The sequence below is a fragment of the Aliivibrio fischeri ATCC 7744 = JCM 18803 = DSM 507 genome (assembly GCF_023983475.1).
Taxonomy (GTDB): Bacteria; Pseudomonadota; Gammaproteobacteria; order Enterobacterales; family Vibrionaceae; genus Aliivibrio; species Aliivibrio fischeri.
In genome coordinates this window covers 1,555,708-1,581,659 of record NZ_CP092712.1, presented here as the reverse complement: position 1 = coordinate 1,581,659, position 25,952 = coordinate 1,555,708, and the positions used below count along the sequence as shown (strand labels likewise).

Below are 25,952 nucleotides of genomic sequence, written 5' to 3'. Positions count from 1 at the left end.
AGATCGTACGTTTAAGAGTACCTTATGAAAAAAATAGTCTGTATTAGTTTGTTATCCATATTGGGATTTTCTGCGCCTTCATTTGCTAGTGACAGTGTTCAACAAGATCCTACGGTGAATCAAGCACAAAAGATGAGCCCTGAGCAAGAATTAGCGTATAGGGCTCAAAATAAAAATGAAACGATAGAAAATAGAGCAGATGCATTACGCCAATTAGCTCGATTTCCTAACCAAAACAGTTTGGTTGCGGTCGCTAGAGGGCTAAAAGATCCAAATCCGGTTATCCGAGAAGCGGCAATTACAGGATCAGAGTTATACAAGTTATCTCATCGTTGGAGAATGATTTCACCGTTATTGAGTGATTCTGAAATGAGTGTTCGTCTCGCTGCTGGTATTAATTTAATGCGTGAATATCGTTCTATGACGGTAGAACAACAGGTTCAAATGGAACCTGTATATAAAGAGCTAGTTGATACTTTAACATCGCAAAATAGAGAGGATACTCAACTGCAATTAGCGGACATATACCGCTGGCATGGTGAGTGGACTAAAGCCGATGTTATTTATCAAAAATTAGTTAAATCTGAACCTGAAAATGCAGAAGTATGGTTGAACTTATCAGATAATTTCCGTGGTCAAAATCAAGATGAACAAGCGCTAGCTACGTTAAATCAAGGTATAATGCAATTACCAAAAGAAGCGAGTTTATTTTATTCAAAAGCATTAACTCAAGTGCGTTTAAATCAAAAAGAAGACGCCGCTAAATCAATTCAGACAGCTGCAACATTGGCTGATAATAATAGTTATTATTGGTATTTGAATGGTGTTCTACAAGAGAGTATTGATGTTAAATTAGCAACGGAATCTTTTGAGAAAGCGTATTTAATTTCTGGTTCTCCAGAGCAGTTATACGCTGTGTGTGATATCTATGTGCGATATGGAAATGAAAAAGCAGATGCGTGTTTAGAAGAGCTAGCAAAGGTAGCGCCTGACTATGTTATTGAGCAATTAAAAGAGAAGCGTAAGTAATACCAACTCAAATAATTACTTGATTAGAAAATAAAAAAGCCGAGCATATCTAATATGTTCGGCTTTTTTTATTGTTTTAAGCTGGAAAGTTAGTGCATGATTTGCAGTTCATCTACTTCCATATCGATGCGAGCAGGGTTTCTTTGTAGCCATAGTAGACGACAAGTTAGTAAGATTGCTGATGTCGTTAAGCCACCAATAAAACCGAACCAAAAACCATATACGCCCATTGGTTCTCTAACCCAATCTGTCATACCAAGGATATAACCAGAAGGTAAACCAACTATCCAGTAAGACACAAAAGTACACTTAAAGATGGCATTCATATCTTTATAACCACGAAGGGCACCAGCAGCAACTACCTGCACGGCATCAGTACACTGATAAATAGCAGCTAATAACATTAAGCTTACCGCTAAAGTAATTACTTCTTGGTTATCTGAATATAAATAGGCAATTTGCTCACGGAATAATAAAGTTAATACCGCAGTACAACACGCCATTAATAACCCAAATGCTAAGCCACAGTAACTAGCGATTTTTGCTCCATCAAGATCTTTCTCACCTAATTTATGACCAACACGAATACTTACCGCAACGGCAATACTCATTGGGATCATAAAGATTAAGGATGAAAAATTAATCGCAACTTGGTGAGCGGCAACAACTGTCGAACCTAATGGAGAAACCAATAATGCAACAGCAGCAAATAGGGTCACTTCAAAGAAAATAGACAAAGCAACAGGAAGCCCCAGTTTGAAAAGGCGATAGATCTCTTTTCTTTGCGGCTTATTCCAGTTTTCATATAGGTTTACGCGGCGTAATTTAGGAGCGATAAACGTATACAATGTCATGGTTAAGAACATCAACCAATAAACGATAGCGGTAGCAACACCACAACCAACACCACCAAGAGCAGGAGCGCCAAGCTCACCGTAAACAAACATCCAGTTTAATGGAACGTTAGAAGCAAGACCAATGAAGCCGATAATCATTGCTGGAGTGGTTAGAGATAAACCTTCACAAAAACTACGCAGAGTTTGGAATAATAAAAATGCTGGCGCAGCCCACAATACAGCATGTAAATAGCCTTGAGTTTTTTCGTATAGCTCAGGTTCTACATCCATTGCAGCAATAATAAAGCCAGCATTATATAACACCAGCATAATTGGAATTGAGGTTAATAAAGCAAGGTAAACACCTTGGTGGATCTCAAATGGTACTTTTTTTGATTTTCCTGAACCGTTTAGTTGAGCTACAACAGGCACAAGGGCTATAAGTAGACCAACACCAAACAATACAGAAGGTAGCCACACACTTGCAGCAATGGCTACAGCAGCCATGTCAGTTGCGCTTACGCCACCAGCCATTACTGTGTCAACAAAGCCCATGCCTGTTTGTGCCACACTTGCAATTAATACAGGTGTAGAGAGTTTAATTAAGCGAACGATTTCTTTTTGGTATCTGTGCACTGCGTCACCGTATCAATATATTTGTAAATAAGGAGTTTAATTTATCGATTCATCATCACATAAGGATGTAATGAAGAAAAAAGGTCTGATTGAGTGCTTTGAACAGAGGAACTGTTAAAGGTAAGCAGAAAGGCGTCATTATATAGAAAACAGTGAGCTTCACAAAATGAAATATTCCAAGTATTGTAGATTATTGTAATAAAGTTGAGTTAATTATTTATAGCTCAAATACTTGATAAAAGATTATTGGAGAAGTAAATGTTTACAGGTATTGTCGCGACCACTGCAAAAGTCGTTAATATTGTAAAAAAAGACAAGTTTCAAACTCATATTATTGAAATTCCTACTCCGTACCATCAAGGTTTAGAAATTGGTGCTTCAGTTGCTCATAATGGTTGTTGTTTGACCGTAACTAAGATTGAAGGCCAACAAGCGCACTTTGACCTTATCGAGGAAACGTTACGTCTAACGAATCTTGGTTTATTAGAAGTAGGGCAAGAGGTTAATATTGAACGTGCAGCCCGCTTTGGAGATGAGATTGGTGGGCACTCAATGTCTGGCCATATCGTTGATGTAATGGTTGTACGTGCAATCAATAAAACCAGTGAGAATTGCCAAATATGGTTTGATGTTCCTGCACAATGGACAAAATACATTTTACATAAAGGCTATATTGGGGTTGATGGGATCAGTTTGACGATTGGTGATGTCGATGAAAAAGGATTTAATGTAAATTTAATTCCTGAAACTCTAGAGCGTACCAATTTAAGTTCTAGAGTAATTGGCGATAAAATTAATCTAGAGATTGATCCGCAAACACAAGCTATTGTAGATACTGTTGAGCGAGTGTTAGCGAACCAACAATAAGATCAGCTAAAACAATCCATCTTCATCATTATTGATAGAAAGACTTACCGATTGAGTATATGGGTTAATCTCCATGTTAAATTCAATGGCACGATGACAAGATGGACAGTCATCGTATACTTTTTTATTTGATTGAGATTGGTCGATAACCATATCAATTGAGTGATGGCAGTTAGGGCACTGGATATTTTTATTAATGTAATTATTCACAACAAACTCCTTTTACTGTTCTGTAATCGTAAATGCCAGTTCTAATTAACTTTCTATAGAATTGGTATAACGCATTAATGAATATCCATTTAATAGTAGAAAAAAGAGTTTGTTTCTGCAGTGAATTAAGTAAAAAAGTTGATTGATGCGATGTTTTAAGCCAAAGAGTTTAACATTAAACAAAAAATGAGATGGCAAGTACCATCTCATTGTATTTATTGGGTGAATGTCTGATGTTATTCATTTAAATTCAGCTTATCGATCAGCTGTTGTGCATGGAACATGTATTCACCACCAAACATATTGCAGTGATTTAATACATGATAAAGACTATATAAGTGCTGACGAGTTTCAAAGCCTTCAGAAATAGGGGATATGGATTCATACCCTTCAAAGAAACTGTCTTGAATCCCTCCAAACAGTTCAACCATTGCTAAATCACATTCAGCATCTCCCCAATAAGATGCGGGATCGTAACTTATTGGTCCCTTAACACTTAAAGCAATATTACCATGCCATAAATCACCATGCAGTAATGCAGGTTTAGGTTGGTGGTTATGAAGAATTAATTTACTATTTTTAACTAGAGTATCGATATCCCCAAGGATCATCCCTTTTTCTTTGAGTAGTTGAAGTTGCCAGCCAATGCGCTGCTCTGCAAAAAAACAATCCCAACGACGGTGCCAAGTATTTACTTGTAATACATTTCCAAGATAGTTATCACAATCAAAACCGTATTCAAGTTGATCACCCCATAGATGGTGATTAGCAAGACTGACACCTAATTCATAAAAAGCGTCTTTATCCATACTTTTTGTTGGGAGGTAATTAAGAACTAAAAATGAATGTTCTTTGGTTGTTCCTATATGGATTGGAGAGGGGACAAAGATATGATCTGATTTATCAAGTTGAGTGAGGCTTTCTATTTCAGTTTCAAATATAGGAAGTTCTGCTTTTTCATTAATTTTGACAAAATAGCGCTGACTTCCATTACTTATCATGTAGCAGTCATTTATTTCGCCACCATTCACACTCTCACGTTCTGAGATACTGAAAGGTTGTTGAGTTACTTCAGAGATTTGTTTTGCAATAGCTTGCCACATAATATTACCTCACAATATCTGATAAACAGACACTAAGCATAGTATATTTGAGATAAATATCTGTGAGGTAAGACTAAAAAATACCTCAATGTGAAAAGCTTATAAGCAATTCGTAAAAAGGAGGTAATAAGCGTGAAGTAAATCAATTAAAGAGTTGATCTATCTGTCAAGCTTAATGGAAAGCGTTTGAGTGTCAATCTCAATTTTGATAAATTACTGGTTAGTTAATAATAAATTACAACTAAATGGACAGAATATGATTGTCAACACTGATGGATACCACGCATTAATTGAATATTTGACTGAACACCTTTCAATTTTTGCAAACCAACAAGGTGATACAGGAGAAGAGACGGTTGAAGATATCGTTAATGATCTTGTTGCTTCAAATTTGATGGTCGTTTTTCAGCAAAATCCTGAACTGGATCCTGATGTTAGATTTACACTGCTAAGAGAAGCTGATGCCGTTGTTGATGACTTAGGGGAAGTATTAGCTGGAGAATGGGTTCAAAAAGCGACAAATGAACAAGTAATGTTTTTAGATGATTATATTGGTCTAATTAAAAACTTATTTGATAGCGCATTTAAGTAATTCATACCATAAAGAACAAAAATCGTGAAGCTAAGTGAAGTAGGGGTATTTCACTTAGCTTTTTTGTTTATAACACTCTTCGAACTTGCCAGAATGCTTTTTTCCAATAAGGATTATCTAAGCTAGAGATAATCACGCCTTTGGATGTTGATGCATGCATAAATTCTCTATTTCCAATATAAACACCAACATGCCTTACTTTTACACTGGTTTTAAAAAAGATTAAATCGCCTTTTTTAGCATTAGCTAATGCGATTTGAGTGCCAGAAGTTGCTTGATATTCTGTTGTTCTTGGCAGTGATAAACGATGTAAAACATCAAATGCGTTTTGAGTAAATGCGGAACAATCAACACCATTCATAGAAGCCCCCCCGTATTTATACGGAACGCCTTGCCATTGATAAAAATAATCTTGATAAGCATCTGATGATGAGAGCTGTGGATGTTGAGTGGTGATCTCTTGCTTTGATAACTCTGCTACTGGAGGAGTTGATGAGCACCCCAATAAGCCAACAACAGTAAATATAGCGAAAAGGTGACGAAACATAACAAGCCTATATAAAAAAATGCAGATAACTATTTTGAATGAATTTCACGGGAATTAACATCAAAATAGAGAATATTGAAAGCTAATTATAGTACTTTCTCATTTTTTATCTCGACTTTTATGTGAAACAAACTGATTAGTTGTTAATCAAAAGTTTTGTTTTGTGATGTTAAACTGGTCAAATTAACTACATTTGAAATACTTTGTGACATTTTGCTCTTTTAATGGTTGTAACAATCAAGTAACCTTTCTGTGAATTTTGGATGTACTTACTTTTAACTAAATCACACAATATTGTTCATTGTTTCTAACGTTTAATATGATTTGTTTAAGGTAGGTCAAAAACAAGGAGTTACAGATGAGTTCGTCTGCATCACAACAACAAAACCAACAACAGCCTAAAAGGCCTTTATTCACTCGCTTTCTTGATTCTGTTGAATACCTAGGAAACTTACTACCACACCCAATTACTCTTTTCGCAATCTTTTGTGTGGCCATTCTCGTTTTATCCGGTATCGCAGGTTATTTTGAGCTATCAGTTATGGACCCTCGTCCAGAAGGAGCGAAAGGGCGCGCAGCTGATGGAATGATCCACGTAGTAAGCTTGTTTAATGCAGAAGGTTTACAATTAATCGTAACTAACTTAGTGAAAAACTTTGTTGGTTTTGCTCCATTAGGTACCGTACTTGTAGCGATGCTTGGTGTTGCTATTGCAGAACATTCAGGTCTATTATCAGCAGCAATGCGTGGCATGGTAATGGGTGCATCTAAGCGTATGGTTACTGTAACCGTTGTTTTTGCTGGTATTATTTCAAATACAGCATCAGAGCTTGGTTATGTTGTACTTATTCCTCTTGCAGCTATGCTTTTCCACTCATTGGGTCGTCACCCATTAGCCGGTCTTGCTGCAGCGTTTGCGGGTGTATCTGGTGGTTATTCTGCAAACCTTCTTATTGGTACGGTTGATCCACTGCTTTCAGGTATTACTGAAACAGCAGCGCAAATGATTGACCCAACGTATACTGTTGGTCCTGAAGCAAACTGGTACTTCATGTTTGTTTCTACTTTCTTCATTGCTATCACTGGTGCATTTGTAACAGAGAAAATTGTTGAGCCGAAACTGGGTAAATACAATGATGAAGAAGCATCTGAAGATCTATCTAATGATTCGATGGGTAAACTAACGGATGTTGAAAAGAAAGGTCTTAAACTAGCAGGTATCGCTGTTCTCGCTGTGAGTGCATTACTTGCATGGACAATTGTTCCTGAAGATGGTGTTTTACGTTCAGAAACTGGTACCGTCGCTGGTTCACCATTCCTTAAGAGTATCGTTGCCTTTATTTTTGTATTCTTTGCTATTCCAGGCTTTGTTTACGGTAAAGTGACAGGTTCAATGAAGAATGATCGCGATGTCATCAATGCAATGGCTACATCAATGTCGTCAATGGGTATGTACATTGTTCTTGTATTCTTTGCTGCGCAGTTTGTTGCTTTCTTTAAGTGGACTAACTTTGGTCAAGTGATTGCGGTTGGTGGGGCGAGTTTTCTACAAGATGTAGGCCTTACTGGACCAATGTTGTTCTTCGCATTTATTTTAATGTGTGGCTTCATTAACTTAATGATCGGTTCAGCGTCTGCACAATGGGCAGTAACCGCACCAATCTTCGTTCCAATGTTAATGCTAGTAGGTTATGCGCCTGAAACAATTCAAGCGGCATATCGTATTGGTGATTCAACGACGAACATCATTACACCAATGATGAGCTACTTTGGTCTTATTCTTGCCGTAGCAACACGTTACATGAAGAATCTAGGTATCGGTACGCTGATTGCAACTATGCTGCCATATTCAATCTGCTTTATGTTTGGTTGGAGTATTCTGTTTTACGTGTGGGTATTTGTATTTGGTCTACCAGTTGGTCCTGGTGCTGCTACGTTCTATACACCATAATCAATATAGAAATTTAGCTAGAAATACATAATCTATAAATAAAAAAGGCGATCTTCGGATCGCCTTTTTTGTTTATTTCTTTCTAAAGGGTTGAGTAAGCATTTTATCTAAGCGTTGTTCTCTTTCTTTTCTGAAAAATCCTAAGCCAATCTTCATATCTTGATGTCCATCAATAGGCTTAACTAAATAAGTATTTCCAATTCGGTCCCAAATAGATAAAAAGAAGCCATAATTATTATGCATTTCAGAGATATGAACTGAATGATGAACTCGGTGAAAATCTGGAGTAACGAATAACCCTCGAATGTACCGATCAAGTGTGCGTGGAATAAATAAATTACTGTGATTAAACATCGCACTGACATTCAAAACAATTTCAAAAATAATGACGGCTTCAACCGGAATACCAAGTAACCCTATCGCTGCGATTTTAATCAACATAGAGAGAATAATTTCGATGGGATGAAAGCGTGTACCCGTTGTAACATCAATATCTTGATCTGAGTGATGCATTCGATGTAATCGCCACAGTAAAGGAATGCGATGAAACGCTCGATGCTGCCAATAAATTAACCAATCCAATAATAAAATGGATAAGAGAATCGTTAAGAAAGTAGGCGTATTGAGGTAATTAAATAAACCAAATTGCTCCTGATTTGCGATAAGAGCAGCATCAACGGCTAATAACGGTAAGGTTAGACGAAGGACGATACTGTTGAAAAAAATTAAGCCTATATTGTTTAACCAACGGAACCGTTTATTTTGAGTGAGCGCTTTGCGAGGCCATTTGTATTCTGCTAAAGCAAAAATGATGAAAGCAGTAACAAAAAATCCAAAACGTAACGTGTCACTGTATTCAATCCAATTATTTTCCATTAGGAATTTCTCTTTAGAACTTGTTATTACTCATACTGTAAGTAAAATGCGCTTTTTTTTCCATATAAATAAAATTGCTTGGTTGTTGTTCATGCGCATTCATAAAGTTCACCAGTTACATAAAGAAAGATTAGCTCGTTCTTCTAAACCTTTTAATGCAAGAGGGGCGAATGTGAATCGCTGTGAATTTTGCCAAGTACATAAAGACCACTGTATCTGTGAATATCAACCAGAAACTACATCAGACGCTGCTTTCTTACTTATTATGTTTGATACAGAGGTATTAAAACCAAGTAATACAGGTAAATTAATTGCTGATGTGATCCCAGAAACGCACGCCTATCTTTGGTCACGTTCTGAGCCAAGTGAAGAAATGTTAGCATTGTTAAATAATGAAGCTTATCAGCCTTTTGTGGTTTTCCCAGAAGAGCAAATTGAAGATAAGTCATTAGTGCGTAACGAAGTGATTATGGAAGAAGGGAAAACACCACTATTTATCTTATTAGACGGTAGCTGGCGTGAAGCAGGAAGAATGTATCGTAAAAGCCCATATTTACATCAGTTACCTGTTCTTTCTTTTAAGAGTGAACAACTTTCTAATTACATTATGCGTAAAGCTTCAAAAGATCATCAGCTTGCTACTGCAGAAGTTGCCAGCATGGTGCTTGATCTGTTTGGTGAACAACAGAACGCAAGACATTTAGAACACTGGTTTGAATTGTTCCGAGAGCATTATCTTTATAGTAAGCGCCCAGTAAAAGGTGCAGAACGAGGCATGGGCTTAAAACGTTTGATTGAATTTCGTACAAATCTGAAAGTAAATAACGAAATCTAATACCAGTTTGAGGTTCAATTCACACTAAAAACCGACGAATATCGGATAGGTCACAGTCTGTATAGCTAAAAATTAGGTAAGATAACACCATGAAAATTTAGAATGGTTTAGGACAAGGATACCTTATGTACTACGGTTTTGATGTGGGTGGAACTAAGATTGAGTTCGGCGCGTTTAATGAAAAACTTGAGCGTGTTGCAACTGAGCGAATTCCAACACAAACTGAAAATTACTCACTGTTGGTTGATGATATTGCATCATTGATTGCAAAGTATGATGCAGAGTTTGGCGTTGAAGGTAAAGTCGGTTTAGGTATTCCAGGAATGGAAGATGCTGAAACAGGGGCTTTATTAACAAGCAATGTCCCTGCAGCAAAAGGGCAATTTTTACGTAAAGATTTAGAAGCAAAAATTGGTCGTTCAGTAAAAATTGATAATGATGCTAATTGTTTTGCACTATCAGAAGCGTGGGATGAAGAGTTAAAAGATTCACCATCAGTCATGGGGCTAATTCTAGGAACTGGCTTCGGTGGTGGTTTAATTTTTGATGGTCAAGCTTTCTCGGGTTACAGCCATGTAGCTGGTGAACTAGGTCATTCACGTTTACCTATTGATGCATGGTTTCATCTAGGAGAGAACGCACCATTACTGGGTTGTGGTTGTGGAAATAAAGGTTGTTTAGATAGTTATCTTTCTGGACGTGGCTTTGAGCTACTTTATGCGCATTACTATGGCGAGCAAAAGAAAGCGATTGATATCATTAAAGCTCATGCCGAAGGTGATGCGAATGCGGTCGAACATGTTGATCGCTTTATGGAGCTTTTAGCAATCTGTTTCGCGAATCTATTTACTTGTTTTGACCCACACGTTGTCGCTCTTGGTGGTGGATTATCAAACTTTGAATTAATTTACGAAGAGCTACCAAAGCGTTTACCAAAACACCTTTTATCTGTAGCGCGTGTACCTCGTATTATTAAAGCGAAGCACGGTGACTCTGGTGGTGTACGTGGTGCAGCATTCTTGAATATTAAAGACTAAGTTCTACAAAAAGAGCCTCATGTTGTTTGTTATTACTAACAGATAAACAGAGGCTCTTTTTTGCAATGCGCTTAGATTTAATTAAGTAACTTAAAGTTAATTAATTATTAAGCACAGCATTTTTTGTATTTCTTACCGCTACCGCAAGAACAAGGATCGTTGCGGTTAGGTGTTTTCTCAAAGCGAGTCGTTTTAGGTTTATTTAATACACCTTCAAGCTCAAGAATATTTTCTTCTTTCTCTGCATTCACTTCAATACTAGCAAACAATTTATGCTCAGCAACTTGGGCTTCAACTTCGATTTTACGCTCTTCAGTTTGAACAACTAGAGTTAATGGCGCTTCTTCAGTACCTAACTTAACGTCACGCTTAGTGTTGTAACCAGAAAGAACGTGGTTTTGACGAGTCTCGATACGACCTTTGAAGAACATTTTAGACATCTTGGAGCCTTATAAATTTAGAACACAGTATTTTAGGCACTTTATACCATCAACATGGGATTGGATAAAGTAATTAGAAAAGAAAACAGGCCTAGTTGTAAAATAGGCCTGTTTATAATATTTTTCATTTTTTGAACGAGTGGTTTATTTTTGTTGCGGTTGTTGATTCTATAGGTTTATTTTTATTCGTGCTAACTTAAAATTACGCGTTTATTAGTTAAGAGTAAGATTTTATGGACTATACAAAAAGCTCTACTCAGGCTTTTTCTTTTTTACGTTGCAACACGTCAACAAAAGATTCTGAGTCTTTAAGGTATAACACAACGGATATATCACGCAGAACGTCAGATTCTTATATTTCAGGTGTGCAACGAGAAAACTCTATTGGAAATGAACCAAGAGGAGCTGGAGTAGGGGTGCTTTTACTGAGTTTAGGGCGTCCATTACCACCCAACTATTTTATGGGGGATTACGTCCAACCAACAGGTGGTAGTAAATCAGCTCCTTTAGAGCAGTATCGAGCATTATCGACAACTAAACGTGTAGTTGAGCTTCGCATGACTGCGACACAATATAAGAAGTCACTTGAGAATACACTGCAGATACATTCTGTAATCAGAGCTAAACCTACGAATAATTTAGTTCAAAGGGCTAGTTTAGAGCAACGTAAGAGTGAACTTACCGATCTGATACCGTTTAGCGAATACAAAAGAGAAGTTGAACTTAACCAGGTTCGCAGATCGTTAAAGGCTCTTGGGCCTATGCCAAAAGATATTGGTTCGGAAGAAAGAACCAGATACCTAGTTCAAAAGGCAAGTTTAGAGCAACGTAAGAATGAAATTACTAATTTGATACCGTTTACAGAATTCAAAAGAAGAGTTGAGCTTAATCAGATTCGAAAATCATTAAATGAGTATTAATATATTTTTAGTTCAGAACTAAATTTAATTGAGGAATAATAATGTCAGCGTTCAAAGTTAAATATTTTAATTCAAAAAAAGAGCTACTACATTGTGAAAGTATCTTTATGAAAAACCTCGGAGCAGCGAAGCGCTCTTCATCATCAATGGCTCCAATGAGTACGGAGCGTATTGAAATTTATGATGTTAGTGATAAATGGTTAGCTATAAAAGAGTTAGGGAAATGGAAGTCGATAGAATGAATTTTTTAGTATGGTGTGATAAATGAGGTTTTAACTATAGTGTATATTTTTAGTTTATTATATGTACCGAGTTATTTTCTATTCAAATAGGCGAAACAATGTAATTTAATTTGTGAATGCTATGTGCCCCCTATCATTAAATCATTATTCTTCTCTCTATAGACACGCACAAGGAAGTGTTTTTAATAGAGGTAAAGCATGAATTCTATTGATTTTACATTTTTAGATAAAGAGATACTTACTCAATTGCAGAAAAGAGGGATGAGTATTAATGAAAGTATTCAACTCATTAATTTTGAAATTTACTATTTAAATTATAGAGATAGAGCTGCAGTGAGAAAAGCTGTCCGCTTAGTTGGAGAAGATAAAAAGCAAGCAATTATTTCCAAAATTCATATGAATAAACGGAAAAGCTACCTTGCTGAATTACTGGCAAACGAAAATAAGTATCATATGGAAAGTTGTAATTATTTATTTGGTGTATAATTAAATAGAAAAGAGCTACCAATGAAGTAGCTCTTTTTTCATTCATTCAAATACAACTCCGCCATACCATCGAGCTTGCTTTTTACTTCTTTCCAATTAGGCATCACGCTGGTTAATAAGCGCCAGAAACGCTCGCTGTGGTTGTATTCTGCAATGTGGCAAAGCTCATGTAAGATCACGTAATCAATGCACTCTTTAGGCGCTTTGATCAGATGAGGGTTGAGCATCAACGTGCCTTTGGCTGAGCAGCTTCCCCACTGTTTTTGCATCGGCATAATGCGGAATGAAGGGATGCCCTCTACCCACGTTGCTTGTGGTAAAAGCTCAGCTAAACGTTCATGGAACACGCGCTCTGCACTAACGCCATACCAACCAGATACCAGTGCTTTAACGAGCTTTGGCTTATCTTCGTTAAAGCGGTTGAGCGTGACTAACAGCTTGCCTCGTTCCATCTTCACGTTGGAAATGGCATCTTGGTCTTCAACCACTTTTAACACATAGCGGCGGCCTAGATAGAATTGCATCTCGCCGCTCACGTAGTGTTTGGTTTGCACATATTCTAAGTGAGTTCGAAACTCGACCAGTGCATTCCAAATCCATTGAGCGCGTTGCATGACCGCCTCATTGATTGCTGATTTTTCAGCATCTTGAGGCGCAGTAACAGCCACTCGGCAATCTGGGTGAACTCGAATGGTGATTTTCTTTTTTTTGCCTTCGCCGTTTTTCCCTAGAGAAAAAGTTTTGCGGATCACCTCATAGGTAACAGCTTCATCACCATAGATGAAGCTGTATTCCTCGGTATTGCCTTCTTTATGGTTAACCGAAGTCATGCTTAGTGGCCTGACTTATTGTTACCAGACAGGCCAAATCGGGTGATTTGAATGACATCAGTGATAATGGCTTGCGCTTTGTCGATACCCACATCAGCGAACAGCAGTGGCAGCAGCCCCAAACGGATCTGGTTTTCAATCTCCGATGGGTTAATTGAAAACTCAGCAACCGCTTTACGTACAATGCCATCAATGTCTAACGCATACTGAAAGTATTTATCTTCAAGAGTGGGGTCTTCCGTTAGAGGTAACGGCTCACCTAGCGCTTTTAAGAACAAACCATAATACGCTTGAACATGACGTTTGATTTTAGGATCAAGCTCTGCAAAGCGATCAGTCGGTAAACCTGCCACATCACGGTCTTTAACCTGCTGCTCAAAATCCGCAAATAGAAGGTACTGTTTAACAGGGCTATCAAACATCTCCTTGGTTTTCTCGATGGCTTGTTTTAACAAGTTTGAGAAATACTCTTGGGCATACGGATCATCCGCCAAATCTTGCTCAATCATCTTGGTTACACGACCAGTGATGACATCCTTTTTGTTTTTGGCTTCATCATCGGTCATTTGCTCTGGTTTGGCATCTTTACCCATGTTGCCAACCAGATAAGCGCCTTCTGGCTCTTCAATCGACACACCAGCTATGTGCTTGTCTAACATGGCGCGAATATTTTCCGAATATTCGTCGTAGTCCACGGTTTCCTCTGCATCAGCACGTACTTGTTGGCGTAGTTGACTCATGGATTTCAGCGTGCTCTTGTAATGATCTCGAGTGCCCACAGCCGTGTTGGGGAAAATAGCGTCGAAGCTTTTATCTTCAAAGTAGGTCGCTGATTGCAATGCGACTTTTAAGCAGTTAGCAAATGCGGTCAGCGCATCATAAAAATCATTACGCAGCTTTAAGTTGGTATCCGTTAATTGACCATCAATGGTATCAATTTTAGGTGCCAAAGCCTGACGAAGTGCTTGTCCATCTTGCTTGTTCTTCACACCAGAAAAAATTGCCCAAAGGTCATCATACAAACCTGGCAACTTCTTGTACTCGGTATCCATGCGGTTATACAAGCCTTTGAGATCGTCGATATCAAAGCCGCCTTGGGTGCGTTCAGCCAAGTCTTGGTACTTCTCAATGGTGATGTCCAGCTCTTTGAGGATGCCACGATAATCAATCAAATAACCGAACTGCTTTTTGCTGTGCAGTCGGTTAACACGCGCAATGGCTTGAATAAGGTTGTGCTGTTTTAACGGCTTGTCGATATAAAGCACCGTGTTTTTAGGCTCATCAAAGCCCGTTAACAGCTTATCGACCACGATCATAATGTCGGGACCTTCATCCTTTTCAAATTCTTGGATGATGTGCTTGGTGTAGGCTTTTTCATCGCTCCAGCCTTTCTGTGCGACGTTTTCTTTCCACCAATTTTGCACCAGATCGGTACTTTCATTATCGACGTTATCGTGTCCCTCACGGGTATCAGGTGGCGACATCGCAACCACTGAAGTGACTTTACCGATTTGATCGAGAAGCTTCTTATAGCGAATTGCAGAGGCTTTAGAATCACACGCCAGTTGTCCTTTCAAACCTTGCTGCTTGAAGTTCTGGAAATGATCCGAAATGTCGTGCGCAATTAACTCTAATCGCCCTTCGGTTTGGTAGATCTGACCTTTTTGAGCGAACTTGCGTTTTAAGTCTGCGCGTTGCTTTTCCGACAGAGTATCGGTAATACGGTCAAACCACGCATCAATGGCTTTGTCGTTGGTGCTCAGATCAGGCTTACGCTCTTCGTACAACAGTGGCGTAACCGTACCATCTTCGACGGCTTGCTGCATGGTGTAAGAGTGAATGATCTTACCGAACTTGTTCTCGGTTTTATCGTCTTGCAGCAGAGGCGTACCTGTGAAGCCGATGTAAGCGGCTTTCGGCAAGGCTTGTTGCATTCGGATGTTGTTTTCACCATTTTGGCTGCGGTGTCCCTCATCCACTAATACGATAATGTCTGGGCTATCGTTGTAGCATTCAGGTAGGTTAATCGCTGTACCAAACTTATTGATGATCGAGAAGATAATACGTTCATTACCTTTGCCAATTTGCTCAGCAAGGCGTTTACCTGTGGTTGCCATTGCATCCTTTTTGTCTTTATCTGACAATGCGCCGCCAGAAGCAAAGGTGCGAGCAAGTTGGTCTTCTAAATCCACACGGTCGGTCACAACCACAACGCGACATTTCGCTAACTCTTTTAGCCAAATCAGTGCTTTTGACAAAAACACCATAGTGAATGATTTACCTGAACCTGTGGTATGCCAGATCACACCGCCATTACGTGCTCCTTTATCATCAAAAGAAGTGATGCGTTCCACTAAGGCTTTGATGCCAAACACTTGCTGATAACGCGCAACGATCTTGCCTGCTTTTTTATCAAACAGGGTAAATAGACGGGTTAACTCTAGTAGGCGGTCATGGCGCAGTAAGGATACCAATAAGCGGTCTTGGTCTGTCACCACCAAATCACCGCCTGCAATCAGTGATAGATATTCATCTTTGATCGCTGGCGTGCGATGGCTGAAAATCGCATTCAGTTGCGCGTCATTCAGTGGCGTGTTCTTAAGGCGTTCAAAGGTGCTTTCGATGATTTCTTCTTCTTTCCATTTCGCCCAGAACTTCTCAGGTGTACCGCACGTACCATATAAACCATTAGCCCCATTGATGGATAACAACAGTTGGTTGTAAGCAAACAGATGAGGAATTTCATCCACTTTTTGGTTGCGAATGTTTTGCGAAATACCTTCTGTAATGGTGGGTTTGCCATTTATGCTGCTATCAGGTCGTTTTGCCTCGATCACTACCCAAGGCAAGCCATTAATGAAACAGACCACATCAGGAATGCGTTTACCTGTACCAAGTGCATTATCAACTTCCATCTCTTCGGTGAAATGAAATTGGTTGTTTCCAGGCGTGTCCCAATCAATAATTTGAATGGTTGGGTTGGCTTTTTTACCCTCGACAAACTCAGTGACGCTAATGCCGTAAGTTAAGGCGTTATAGAGCTTTTCATTGGCGGCTTTAAGTCCTTCATTCATGGCAGGGTTAGCCAACTCTTGCACGATTTTATCAATCGCAGCTTGCGACAAATTGCGCTCTTTACCCATGAATGAATAGGTTTTGAAACTTAGTACCTTGCGTAAGATTTGCGGCAAGATCACCGTAGTTTTGTTGCCACGCATTGCCATGCATTCACTCGGCGAAATGAAATGGTAGCCAAGGTTAGTAAGCAAAGTTAGTGCAGGGATTTTTGCGCTTTGTTCTTCTTTGAAATTCGGTGCGTGATGCTTAGGTTCACTAGGAGATAATGTTTCCATACTTAGCCTATGACGTTGTTCTTATTGTTAATCAGGGCTTGCTAAACAAGCACTGTCTTGGTTGTCAAAAAATGCGGTTTCAGCAACTTTTACGCGACGTTTCCCCGTCAACAACTGCTGCATCAATGCCTTTTTTCTTGCTTCAAGTGGGCAAGCTTGGCTTCGAACAATTCGATTTCTTTATCGGCAGCAGTGAGGACCGAAGCGATTTTTTGTTGCTCATTTAATGCAGGCAAAATAAATGGAAAACTGCATAAAGCATCAAACCCAACCGATTCTCTAACAGAACCCTGTGTACTATTTTTTATTCTTTGTTTTGCCTCATGTGACTGCATCCAATAGCTTAAGTAAGCTCTTTGAAGCTTTGAGTCATTTGTACTGAATACAACATACATAGGACTGAGAACACCCTCACTGAACTGATTTAAACAGGCAAAGGACCCAACGTTTAAACGTGAAGGGTTGTAGCCAAATTGACCTTGCTTCACAATTTTGTAGTTGCTGATATTTTCACTCGCTACTCGCTTAGAAAATTGGTCTTCGGGTAAAACAAAACCACTGTGATTTGTAACACTTAAAACACGAGTGATTTTGTTATCTTTATTGCGAGATTTTTCTTCGATTAGTAGCGACTTTAAATGTGTACGCTCCCAATCCCCCTCAAACGCTTTACCCGTTTCAGGATCAACCAAGCGTTTTTTACCTGTCAACAACTGCTGCATTAACGCTTTTTTCTGCTGCTTGCTGGCTTCAATCAGCTTTTGAGTGGTTGCAATACCGCGATCCCATATAGAAAGGATTTGGGCGATTTTGCGTTGTTCTGGGAGTGGAGGAACTAGCAGTGGTAGCTTTTCCAGTGTGGCTTTATTTAGTTTAAAGCGCCCAGCTCCTTGCCTTGATAGAAAATTGGTTATATTCCTATGCTTAAAGTAATTGAAGAACCACTCTGAGTCACAGATACTTGAACTTTCTAAAATATGAGCATGGTTGTTTACAGTACATTTTCCAGAGATAAACTGCGTTTGAGGCATTGTGGCATACTTTAAAAAATGATCGCCATCCTCTCCAATTAACGCATAAATTCCATCTTGTTCGTACTCAGAAATGTAATCTTGTATTTTAGTTGGACCATAGTAAGGGTATTGCCCTTTCATAGTCTCACGAACTTCTTGGCTAATTGGTTTTCTAAAATTGTTGCGAATACGTAAAGCTTCGCCCACCTTACAAAGTTTCCAATCGTCAGGAATTTCAGATATCTGAGCTTGCACTAAATCAAGCTTTGAGATTGAATTAGGCACCATAACCCAACTCCTCTAGGTAGCCCTTCATTTCCGCTTCTAGCTCGGCTAACACAGCTTGCAGCGCCAAACGCTCACTGCGCACAGCCATCAAATCAATTTCAGCTTCTTCTTCAAAGGTATCCACGTAACGAGGAATATTCAGGTTGTAGTCGTTCTCTCGGATCTCATCGAGTGTTGCTACATACGCGTACTTATCCACGTTGTCGCCACTGCGATAAGTTTTGACGATCTTATCGATGTTCTCTTGTGTCAGTACGTTCTGGTTTTTGCCAGATTTGAACTCACGCGAAGCATCAATGAACATCACATCTTTGGTGTCTTTTTTCTTCTTGAAGATCAAGATTGCCGCTGGAATACCTGTACCAAAGAACAGTTTTTCAGGTAAGCCGATCACGGCATCTAGCAAGTTTTCTTCAATCAACTTTTGTCGGATTTTACCCTCAGAAGATGCGCGGAATAGCACCCCATGAGGCACAACTACACCCATTCTGCCTGTCTCTGGTTTTAAGGTTTCGATCATGTGCGAGATGAACGCGTAGTCGCCTTTAGTTTTCGGTGGCACGCCACGGCGGAAACGACCAAAGTGATCGCTTTCTGCTTCTTCATGTCCCCATTTATCTAATGAGAATGGCGGGTTTGCGGTTACCACGTCAAAGTGCAGTAAACCACCATTGCTGTCTTGCAGCTTAGGGTTACGAATGGTGTCGCCCCATTCAATGCGGTGGTTGTCTTCACCGTGCAGGAACATGTTCATTTTCGCCAATGACCATGTTGAGCCAATCGCTTCTTGACCGAACAGGGCATACTGCTTAGAGCCGCCAAAGTTCTTTTGAACTTGCTTACCACACTTCATCAATAGCGAGCCTGAACCACATGTAGGGTCACAAATGCTGTCACCTTGTTGTGGCTCTAGGATGATAGAAAGCAGATCCGATACCTCTGGCGGGGTATAGAATTCACCTGCCGATTTACCGCTGCCAGCGGCAAAGTGTTTGATCAGGTATTCGTAAGCGTTACCAATTACATCCAGCGAACCAACACGGCTTGGACGTAGGTTTAGGGTTGGCTTACCAAAGTCTTCCAATAGGTGGCGTAGAATGTCGTTCTTTTGCTTTTCATCACCCAATTTATCGGTGTTAAAGCTGATGTCTTGGAACACGCCTTTAAGCTTGGTGCCGTTGGCTTCTTCAATTGCGTGTAATGCTTGGTCAATACGAGTACCGTTACCTGCGGTATTACGTGCATCATACAAATCCCAAAAGGTTGAACCTGCTGGAATTTTGAATGATTGACTCGCAAGCATGGCTTCAACCATTTCTTTGTTGTCACCGAACTGTTTAGTCAGTTCTTCGACTTTGTCTTGGCGAACATCTGAGATGTACTTTAAGAACAGCATGGTCAAGATGAAGTCTTTGTATATAGATGGATCTACGGTGCCGCGGAACGTATCGCAAGCTGACCATACGGCTTTGTTGATGTCGTCTTGGTTGATTTGGGTATGTGGCATGAGTTACCTAGCTGTTATGTATAGCGCTTATTTGTATCAATCTACGTGATTATCTGAACAACTACTTATCCAGAATGGTATTAGTGCTGATTAAGCGAATGAAATATGGGGATATAATACGTGGTTATGGTGTTTTTTTATAGTCATTTTAATCAACAAGATGGGGTAGGAGGGGAGCCTAAACGAATAATATAACATGCTTGAAACAACTTATTGGATAATTATCCAATAAGTTGTTTCAATTTTTTGGGCGATTTATACTGAAGTATTGTAACTTATTGTATTTTAAGTGTTTAACTTTTGGCATCTTAATTGCTCTATTGAAGTTAACTCGTGAAGAGCACGATTATCAATAGAATTTAATATTAAGGAATAAAGCCATGCCAACTCCAGCTTATATGTCAATTAAAGGTGAAACTCAAGGCGATATCACTAAAGATGCTTACTCAGCAGATTCAGTAGGTAACGTATGGCAAGAAGCGCACGTTGATGAATTTCTTGTTCAAGAACTTGATCACGTATTAACGGTTCCACGTGATCCACAAAGCGGCCAACCAACAGGTCAACGCGTTCACCGTCCAGTAGTCGTAACTAAGCAACAAGACCGTTGTTCTCCACTACTATTCAATGCTCTTGTATCTGGTGAAAAACTGCCTGAGTGTAGCATCAACTTCTACCGCACTTCGACTTCAGGTAAGCAAGAGCATTACTACACAATTAAACTGATTGATGCACTACTAGTTGATATGCAAACTCGCATGGCTCACTGTCAAGATGCAGCAATGGCTGATCGTGTAACAGAAGAAGTGCTTAAGTTTACTTACCGTGCAATTGAAGTGACTCACGAAACATGCGGTACAGCAGGTAATGACGACTGGCGCACACCGCGCGAAGCGTAATGATTATAGATAACAATCATTAAAGTAAGGGCCACATGTTGGCCCTGTTTGTCGTTTTATTTCTATTGCATTGCTTATGGTTTATGAGTGCTCCATAAGCAATGCAATCGAGCTTCTATCAGGTAAATATAATGAGTCGCGAGTTAGAGTTTAAATTTGAAGTCCTCGGCACACATCATGAATTTCGTGTCGAGAGTTTTAATGTCGTTGAAGAGGTTTCTCTGCCCTTTAAAATGACTTTGTCTTTATTATCACTCGATCCTGATATTGAGTTTGATGTACTCAGCCGAAAACCAGCAGTGTTAACTATTTTAGGACAGGGCATCAATGCCGGACGGTTATTTCATGGGGTTGTTAATGAAGTGCGCTATTTAGGCGTAGGTCGCCGTTTTTCACGTTATCAAATCACGCTTGTCCCTCAATTATGGTTTTTAACTCAACGTCAAGATTGTCGTATTTTCCAAGATAAATCTATTGTCGACATTTTAACTGAAGTGCTTGATGGTGCATCAGTAACTGATTATCGTTTTGAGTTATTTAATACTTATCCAAATCAAGAATATTTACTTCAATATCGTGAAACAGATAGTCATTTTGTTCAGCGCCTGTTAGCAGAGCATGGTCTGTGGTATTACTTTGAACACACTGCAAGCAATCATACGATGGTGATTGTAGATAAAAATGATGCTATTCCAGAGTTAATCAGTTCGCCGTTAAATGCTTCTTATATTGGTCCATTGGTTTATCAATCTGACGGTGGTGGTAATGCAGATAGAGAGCATATTTTTGAATTAAGTGCTTATAACTGTGTTCGTACAGGGCATATTACTCAAACAGATTATAACTACGAGCAACCACGCATCCCTCAGCAAGTGCAGCAGCAAGGTATGCTAGATACGGACTTGGCTGTTTTTGACTATCCGGGACGTTACGAAAATACACATCAAGGTCAACAGCACACCAATTATCTATTAGCTGATAATCAGGTTGAAAATCATCAGATTGAAGCTTCAAGTAATATTATGCGTTTAATCGCTGGTTATAGCTTCGACTTATCAAAGCATCCAAGAAGTGCTATTAACCGTGACTATACTTTACTTTCAGTGACACATAGCGGTTATAACCCACAAGCGTATGAAGAGGAAGCAAGTGAATCTCCGGCTTCTTACCAAAATCAGTTTATTTGTATTCCACGTGATGTTGAATATAAAGCTCAAAAGTTACCTGCGCCTGTGATCGATGGTCCTCAAACGGCGGTTGTTGTTGGTCCTGTGGGTGAAGAGATTTATACCGATCCAATGGGGCGTATTAAAGTGCAGTTTCATTGGGATCGTTATGGTAACAATAATGAGCACTCTGGTTGTTGGTTACGAGTAAGTCAGTCTATGGCTGCGCCAACGTGGGGAGCAGTTTATTTACCAAGAATAGGGCATGAAGTGGTTGTCACCTTCTTAGAGGGGGATCCAGATAGACCTCTAGTGACAGGTGCTGTATACAATGGTTTGAACACACCACCTTATGTGTTACCAGAGAATAAAACTAAAACGGTGTTTCGTACCCAAACTCATAAAGGGGATGGTTATAACGAAATGTCGTTTGAAGATGAAGCGAACCAAGAGCAAGTTTATTTTCATGCTCAAAAAGATATGAAAACTAAGGTACTTAATAACCGTTTCAGAACCATAGGTAACGATGAAGAGTTAGCCGTTGGACGTAACCAAGAAAATGAAATAAGAAAAGATCGAAAAGAGACCATCGAAGGCCATAAAACATCAATTACAAACCAAACGTTCACAGAAACAGTTCATCAAGATGTCGACGTAAGTTACAACGCTAACATAGAAAAGAGCGTAGCGGTTGATCAGACGTTAACTATCCATGATAACCGCAATAGCACCGTGGGTAAAAATGATGATTTAACTATTAAAGGTGAACAAAGCGCGATAACGATGGGAGCAAGAAGCACTGATATTAGTGCTGATGATACATTAACTGTTGGTAAGAATTTTACGGTAGAAGTGGGAAGTAATGCCTCTATAAAATCCGATGGTGAGCATACGATTATCTGTGCAGATGAAATCAGTGCAAAAGTGGGTAGCTCAGGCTTTATCTTAAAAAATAATGGAACAATAACCTTATATGGTTCAAACATTATGGTTGATGGTGCAAGTTCCGTCACTTTAGTTGGAGGGAATGTTGCAATTAACCCTGGTGCAGCTTCGAGTCAAAGCAGTAGTGTGAGTGTTAATCCTCCTAGAGCCTTTTCCATGTCACCTTTGGCATCAACTAAGCCTGTGATGACGTCAGCAGCATACAGTGCAATGGTGGAAGATGGCGCATTAATGAAAGAGTTATGCCAATGTGGTAAGGGGGGCGTATGTCAACTTCACAACTAAATAGTGAATGGCGATTGAATATTGTTGAACAACCATTATTTGATGCATCAGAAAACATTTATGCGTTAATTGAACCAGAGCTATGGGCAGAGTGGCATGCAGAGCTTAGTTCACATGTTGATGAATTAGAGATCTTTGAACTATTTAAAGCAACGCAGTTTAATGCGATAAAAAATGGTCCTGTAGTGGTTAATATCGCAACGTCACAAGCATTATTCGAAGCGAGTGTAAATAAAATGAACTCCACGCATTGTGGAGCGTTGTTTTATACTGAAAACACAACCAGCAGTAGTGAATTAATGTATTCATTACGTAATGCTTTGGTCGTTAAAAGAGGCAATGGAGAAGTGTTTTTACGCTATTACGACCCTAGAGGATTATTGCCATTAGTTGCCTCAATGTCAGATACAGAGCGTCGAGATTATTTTGCACCGGTGACTAAAATCACATGGTTTAATAAAGCGTGGCTTACTGTTCCCATTTCAGAATCTCTTGCACCTCCATTTTCTGATTATCAATGGACAATGACTGAACTACATCTTGCGTCCATGCAATTTATTTTAACTCAATGGTAAAGGAGTGAAATACCATGAGCCAATCTTATATTGTTCAGAGCGGTGATACGCTACTTAAAATTGCCATTGATAATGATGTCCCTTTCACCACGTTATTAGAGTTGAACCCGAAATATCAACCAAACCCTGATTTAATACATGTAGGTGATAGCATTCGTCTGCCAGAAGAAGTCGAGGATGAGGAGATAGAGCAAGATTATTTTATTGAACCTGTAAAACCTCGCCCAGTATCAGACACCTGCACATTAATGTCTCCGCCAGAATGCGAAGCTAAAGAAGTGCATGACATTTTGTTTGTGACAGGGGTACATAAAACAGATTTTTATTGTGTGGATGAAAAAGCGCTCAAATTTATAAAAGAGGAAGTAAGTGAATTAAATAAACTGATCCAAGGGTATGTTGATCTTGTTAGTGCTGCACTTAATGTAGAAAGTGCCACAAAAGAGCAGATTGCAGCTCATGCCAGAAAGAGACAGGCATGGCTAGAGGCGGCAAATTATGCAGGAGCGATTTTTCTATCAGAATCAAGTCTTGATAAACAAAGAAAAAGAAATGAAGCTGCACAAATAAAAAAACAAGACAACGAGAATTGGGAGGCTCTACAAGGACAAATAAAAGAGCTTGAGAATACAAAGCTGTTTGTGAAGGATTATAACGAAAATCCTTTATATACTGATAACTTATCTGTTGGCACATTAAAAAGAGAAGCTCTTGAGCGTATCGATGCTGATTTAGGGCGATTACGTCAACAACAATTGGCTATGGTACAACAAAGTGAAGAGAAAGCGCAGAGTAACCCATCTCCTATAAAACCAAATAATCAATCAGTTAAGTTAAATAATATAAAGGGAAAAAGCGCTGCTAAGCGTCATGTTATTGAGGTGTTCTCGGTATTAGATAATAGGTATATGTATATTCGCGCTGATTTTTTTGAGCGAGAGTATGCGCATTGGCGTCAAGTACCAGATAGAACGAATACTAGGCAAGCGTTGCTTGATAATGATAAAAAAGGCTTAATGACAGCAGTAGCAAAAGACATTGCTGCAGATATAAAAAGTGATATCAAAAGTGGACCATTAAAAAAACAGATAGCGGAATGGAAAGCTGACGGTGGGTACTGGCTTGAATCTAAAAAGGAATATGACCTTTGGGGAGAAGGCGATAACAGCAAAATTGCCGTAAGCCATGAAGCTCAGCTAGTTCGTTGGGGAGCGAATGCTGCAGCAAGCCTAGATAAAACAGGTATGGCGATTGGTGGCTCTGCGGCAATTGCGCTTGCAGAGGCATCAGCGAAAATAGAAGGATTTCTGCCGTATAAAGGAGGTTATGCCGCTAAGTTAACCTACACCGATGCAAATAAAAATACTGCTACCTATGCTTTTGGTTGCTTTAGACTCAAAGGGGAAATACAAATCAGTGCGTTTGTAGGCGCAATGGTGAGTGGAGATGCGTCAGCAAAAATATTATTACCTGAAGTTGGAGAAGGCAGTGTTGGTGCGCTATATAGCCCAAATGTAGGGTTAGCAACGTCCAATACTGGTGGCGAAGTTGGTCTTAAAGTTGATGGCTTTGCGGGTGGACAAGTTGGCGGAAAAGTTACAGGCAGTGCAGAGTGGCAAGCACCACCAGCAACATCTAAAGCGAAAGAAAAAGAGAACGCTAAAATCGACTTTCAACAGTTAGCCGAAGTATCTGCCGAAGGAAACATTGCAGGAGGCCTTGGTGCTGGGGTTGATTTTCAATTGAGATTAACTCCTGATGGATTTTATTTTGCATGCTCAGGCCGCTTCGTATTTGGTGCTGGAGGCAGTGGTAGTTTTGCTTCATTAATCAAGTTAGATCAGTTGTGGGAGCTAGCTAAAGTTATTTTGCAAGGACTGCAGTGGGTAGGGTATCGACTGCTTGAAAATATTGATGATCGAGCGTATGAATATTTAGTTAGAACCAGTTATTTAACCTTTGCTTCTGATGCTGTTGAAGCTTTAAAGAAAGGGGTAATGCTAGGTCAAACTATTATTAATGATATTTGGAGGGATCGTGATGCTATTCGTGAACGTCAAAAAGAAGCGAAAATGCTCTCTCAACGCATCATGACTGAAGAGGTATTTAGTGGTGTACCTTCAGACCAACTCTTGCCTGAGGTGGTCGGTATGATGCTCAATACTTTAGTGGAAGATTTTTTCATGCATGGTGAAGAAGCACAAGAGACTGCTATTTGTTATCTATTAAAGAAAACCACTTACAGTTGGCGTAAGTTTGAAGAGATTTTATCTCGTATGAACGATTTTGGTACAAGAGAGGCGGGTTATGAAAAATTGTTTGTTAACTTAAAACGCATAAATACGGTGTTAGACGGCGAGCAGCAAAGAGAGTTTAATGGCTGGGTTTATCGCTTAGCAAAAGCCAAAAAACAATCAGAAATACCGTCTATGCCATTTACGCCAAAAACAGAAATAAGTTGATGATATGATTGTTAGGTTAGGT

At 39.4% G+C, this 25,952-nt stretch carries 23 protein-coding genes; 13 read left to right on the top strand and 10 right to left on the bottom strand.

Annotated elements, in window-relative coordinates; genetic code table 11:
• The first annotated feature begins 24 nt into the window (after nucleotides 1-24).
• Nucleotides 25-1,029, top strand: a complete 1,005-nt coding sequence (locus AVFI_RS07415; protein WP_188863347.1) for a HEAT repeat domain-containing protein — start codon at nucleotides 25-27, stop codon at nucleotides 1,027-1,029.
• An 89-nt stretch (nucleotides 1,030-1,118) separates the two neighbouring features.
• On the opposite strand, the gene AVFI_RS07410 is transcribed toward AVFI_RS07415, so the two are convergent.
• Entirely contained in the window at nucleotides 1,119-2,501 is a 1,383-nt protein-coding gene (locus AVFI_RS07410; RefSeq protein ID WP_188863348.1) for an MATE family efflux transporter, read from the bottom strand.
• 258 nt (nucleotides 2,502-2,759) lie between these two features.
• Between AVFI_RS07410 and AVFI_RS07405 the strand changes: the two genes are divergently transcribed.
• The gene (locus AVFI_RS07405) at nucleotides 2,760-3,368 is read left to right on the top strand and encodes a riboflavin synthase (RefSeq protein ID WP_005419437.1); all 609 of its coding nucleotides are present in this window, start codon (nucleotides 2,760-2,762) and stop codon (nucleotides 3,366-3,368) included.
• 6 nt (nucleotides 3,369-3,374) lie between these two features.
• Here the strand turns inward: AVFI_RS07405 and AVFI_RS07400 are convergent, their stop codons facing one another.
• Nucleotides 3,375-3,578, bottom strand: a complete 204-nt coding sequence (locus AVFI_RS07400) for a CPXCG motif-containing cysteine-rich protein (RefSeq protein WP_005419435.1) — start codon at nucleotides 3,576-3,578, stop codon at nucleotides 3,375-3,377.
• Nucleotides 3,579-3,814: 236 nt separating this feature from the next.
• Nucleotides 3,815-4,681, bottom strand: a complete 867-nt coding sequence (locus tag AVFI_RS07395; protein WP_054775237.1) for a fructosamine kinase family protein — start codon at nucleotides 4,679-4,681, stop codon at nucleotides 3,815-3,817.
• Nucleotides 4,682-4,937: 256 nt separating this feature from the next.
• Between AVFI_RS07395 and AVFI_RS07390 the strand changes: the two genes are divergently transcribed.
• Nucleotides 4,938-5,273 (top strand): DUF3802 family protein, encoded by a 336-nt coding sequence (locus AVFI_RS07390; protein ID WP_054775274.1) that lies wholly within the window; start codon nucleotides 4,938-4,940, stop codon nucleotides 5,271-5,273.
• A 67-nt stretch (nucleotides 5,274-5,340) separates the two neighbouring features.
• Here the strand turns inward: AVFI_RS07390 and AVFI_RS07385 are convergent, their stop codons facing one another.
• Nucleotides 5,341-5,820: a C40 family peptidase gene (locus AVFI_RS07385; protein ID WP_188863349.1), complete on the bottom strand. Its 480-nt coding sequence runs from the start codon at nucleotides 5,818-5,820 to the stop codon at nucleotides 5,341-5,343.
• Nucleotides 5,821-6,178: 358 nt separating this feature from the next.
• On the opposite strand from AVFI_RS07385, the gene AVFI_RS07380 reads away from it, so the two are divergent.
• Nucleotides 6,179-7,771 (top strand): AbgT family transporter, encoded by a 1,593-nt coding sequence (locus AVFI_RS07380; RefSeq protein WP_054775238.1) that lies wholly within the window; start codon nucleotides 6,179-6,181, stop codon nucleotides 7,769-7,771.
• A 72-nt stretch (nucleotides 7,772-7,843) separates the two neighbouring features.
• On the opposite strand, the gene AVFI_RS07375 is transcribed toward AVFI_RS07380, so the two are convergent.
• Nucleotides 7,844-8,647 (bottom strand): sterol desaturase family protein, encoded by an 804-nt coding sequence (locus AVFI_RS07375; protein ID WP_012533498.1) that lies wholly within the window; start codon nucleotides 8,645-8,647, stop codon nucleotides 7,844-7,846.
• A 91-nt stretch (nucleotides 8,648-8,738) separates the two neighbouring features.
• Between AVFI_RS07375 and AVFI_RS07370 the strand changes: the two genes are divergently transcribed.
• Nucleotides 8,739-9,482 (top strand): tRNA-uridine aminocarboxypropyltransferase, encoded by a 744-nt coding sequence (locus AVFI_RS07370; protein ID WP_188863350.1) that lies wholly within the window; start codon nucleotides 8,739-8,741, stop codon nucleotides 9,480-9,482.
• Between the two features lie 125 nt (nucleotides 9,483-9,607).
• Nucleotides 9,608-10,519: an N-acetylglucosamine kinase gene (nagK, locus tag AVFI_RS07365; RefSeq protein ID WP_005419422.1), complete on the top strand. Its 912-nt coding sequence runs from the start codon at nucleotides 9,608-9,610 to the stop codon at nucleotides 10,517-10,519.
• Between the two features lie 107 nt (nucleotides 10,520-10,626).
• On the opposite strand, the gene AVFI_RS07360 is transcribed toward nagK, so the two are convergent.
• Nucleotides 10,627-10,959 (bottom strand): PBPRA1643 family SWIM/SEC-C metal-binding motif protein, encoded by a 333-nt coding sequence (locus AVFI_RS07360; protein WP_054775239.1) that lies wholly within the window; start codon nucleotides 10,957-10,959, stop codon nucleotides 10,627-10,629.
• A 233-nt stretch (nucleotides 10,960-11,192) separates the two neighbouring features.
• On the opposite strand from AVFI_RS07360, the gene AVFI_RS07355 reads away from it, so the two are divergent.
• The 3 genes from AVFI_RS07355 (at nucleotide 11,193) to AVFI_RS07345 (ending at nucleotide 12,607) form a co-directional block, all read left to right on the top strand.
• Nucleotides 11,193-11,879, top strand: a complete 687-nt coding sequence (locus tag AVFI_RS07355; protein WP_188863351.1) for a hypothetical protein — start codon at nucleotides 11,193-11,195, stop codon at nucleotides 11,877-11,879.
• Between the two features lie 41 nt (nucleotides 11,880-11,920).
• Nucleotides 11,921-12,121 (top strand): hypothetical protein, encoded by a 201-nt coding sequence (locus AVFI_RS07350; RefSeq protein WP_054775241.1) that lies wholly within the window; start codon nucleotides 11,921-11,923, stop codon nucleotides 12,119-12,121.
• A 198-nt stretch (nucleotides 12,122-12,319) separates the two neighbouring features.
• A complete protein-coding gene (locus tag AVFI_RS07345; RefSeq protein ID WP_054775242.1) occupies nucleotides 12,320-12,607 on the top strand; it encodes a hypothetical protein in 288 nt (95 codons plus the stop codon).
• A gap of 38 nt (nucleotides 12,608-12,645) precedes the next feature.
• On the opposite strand, the gene AVFI_RS07340 is transcribed toward AVFI_RS07345, so the two are convergent.
• The 4 genes from AVFI_RS07340 to AVFI_RS07325 form a co-directional block, all read right to left on the bottom strand.
• The gene (locus tag AVFI_RS07340; protein ID WP_054775243.1) at nucleotides 12,646-13,437 is read right to left on the bottom strand and encodes a M48 family metallopeptidase; all 792 of its coding nucleotides are present in this window, start codon (nucleotides 13,435-13,437) and stop codon (nucleotides 12,646-12,648) included.
• A gap of 2 nt (nucleotides 13,438-13,439) precedes the next feature.
• On the bottom strand, nucleotides 13,440-16,790 hold the full coding sequence (locus tag AVFI_RS07335; protein ID WP_188863352.1) for a type I restriction endonuclease subunit R: 3,351 nt from the start codon (nucleotides 16,788-16,790) through the stop codon (nucleotides 13,440-13,442).
• A 122-nt stretch (nucleotides 16,791-16,912) separates the two neighbouring features.
• The gene (locus AVFI_RS07330) at nucleotides 16,913-18,091 is read right to left on the bottom strand and encodes a restriction endonuclease subunit S (RefSeq protein ID WP_199414881.1); all 1,179 of its coding nucleotides are present in this window, start codon (nucleotides 18,089-18,091) and stop codon (nucleotides 16,913-16,915) included.
• Nucleotides 18,081-19,598, bottom strand: a complete 1,518-nt coding sequence (locus AVFI_RS07325; RefSeq protein ID WP_188863353.1) for a type I restriction-modification system subunit M — start codon at nucleotides 19,596-19,598, stop codon at nucleotides 18,081-18,083. Before AVFI_RS07325 ends, AVFI_RS07330 begins: the two co-directional genes overlap by 11 nt.
• A 380-nt stretch (nucleotides 19,599-19,978) precedes the next feature.
• Between AVFI_RS07325 and AVFI_RS07320 the strand changes: the two genes are divergently transcribed.
• From AVFI_RS07320 to AVFI_RS07305, 4 genes are all read left to right on the top strand, one after another.
• On the top strand, nucleotides 19,979-20,497 hold the full coding sequence (locus AVFI_RS07320; RefSeq protein ID WP_012533499.1) for an Hcp family type VI secretion system effector: 519 nt from the start codon (nucleotides 19,979-19,981) through the stop codon (nucleotides 20,495-20,497).
• 131 nt (nucleotides 20,498-20,628) lie between these two features.
• Nucleotides 20,629-22,893, top strand: coding sequence for a type VI secretion system tip protein TssI/VgrG (tssI, locus tag AVFI_RS07315; RefSeq protein WP_188863354.1), 2,265 nt, complete (start codon nucleotides 20,629-20,631; stop codon nucleotides 22,891-22,893).
• Nucleotides 22,875-23,468: a DUF4123 domain-containing protein gene (locus tag AVFI_RS07310; RefSeq protein WP_054775246.1), complete on the top strand. Its 594-nt coding sequence runs from the start codon at nucleotides 22,875-22,877 to the stop codon at nucleotides 23,466-23,468. Before tssI ends, AVFI_RS07310 begins: the two co-directional genes overlap by 19 nt.
• A 14-nt stretch (nucleotides 23,469-23,482) precedes the next feature.
• Nucleotides 23,483-25,930, top strand: a complete 2,448-nt coding sequence (locus tag AVFI_RS07305; RefSeq protein ID WP_188863355.1) for a LysM peptidoglycan-binding domain-containing protein — start codon at nucleotides 23,483-23,485, stop codon at nucleotides 25,928-25,930.
• Nucleotides 25,931-25,952: the final 22 nt, after the last annotated feature.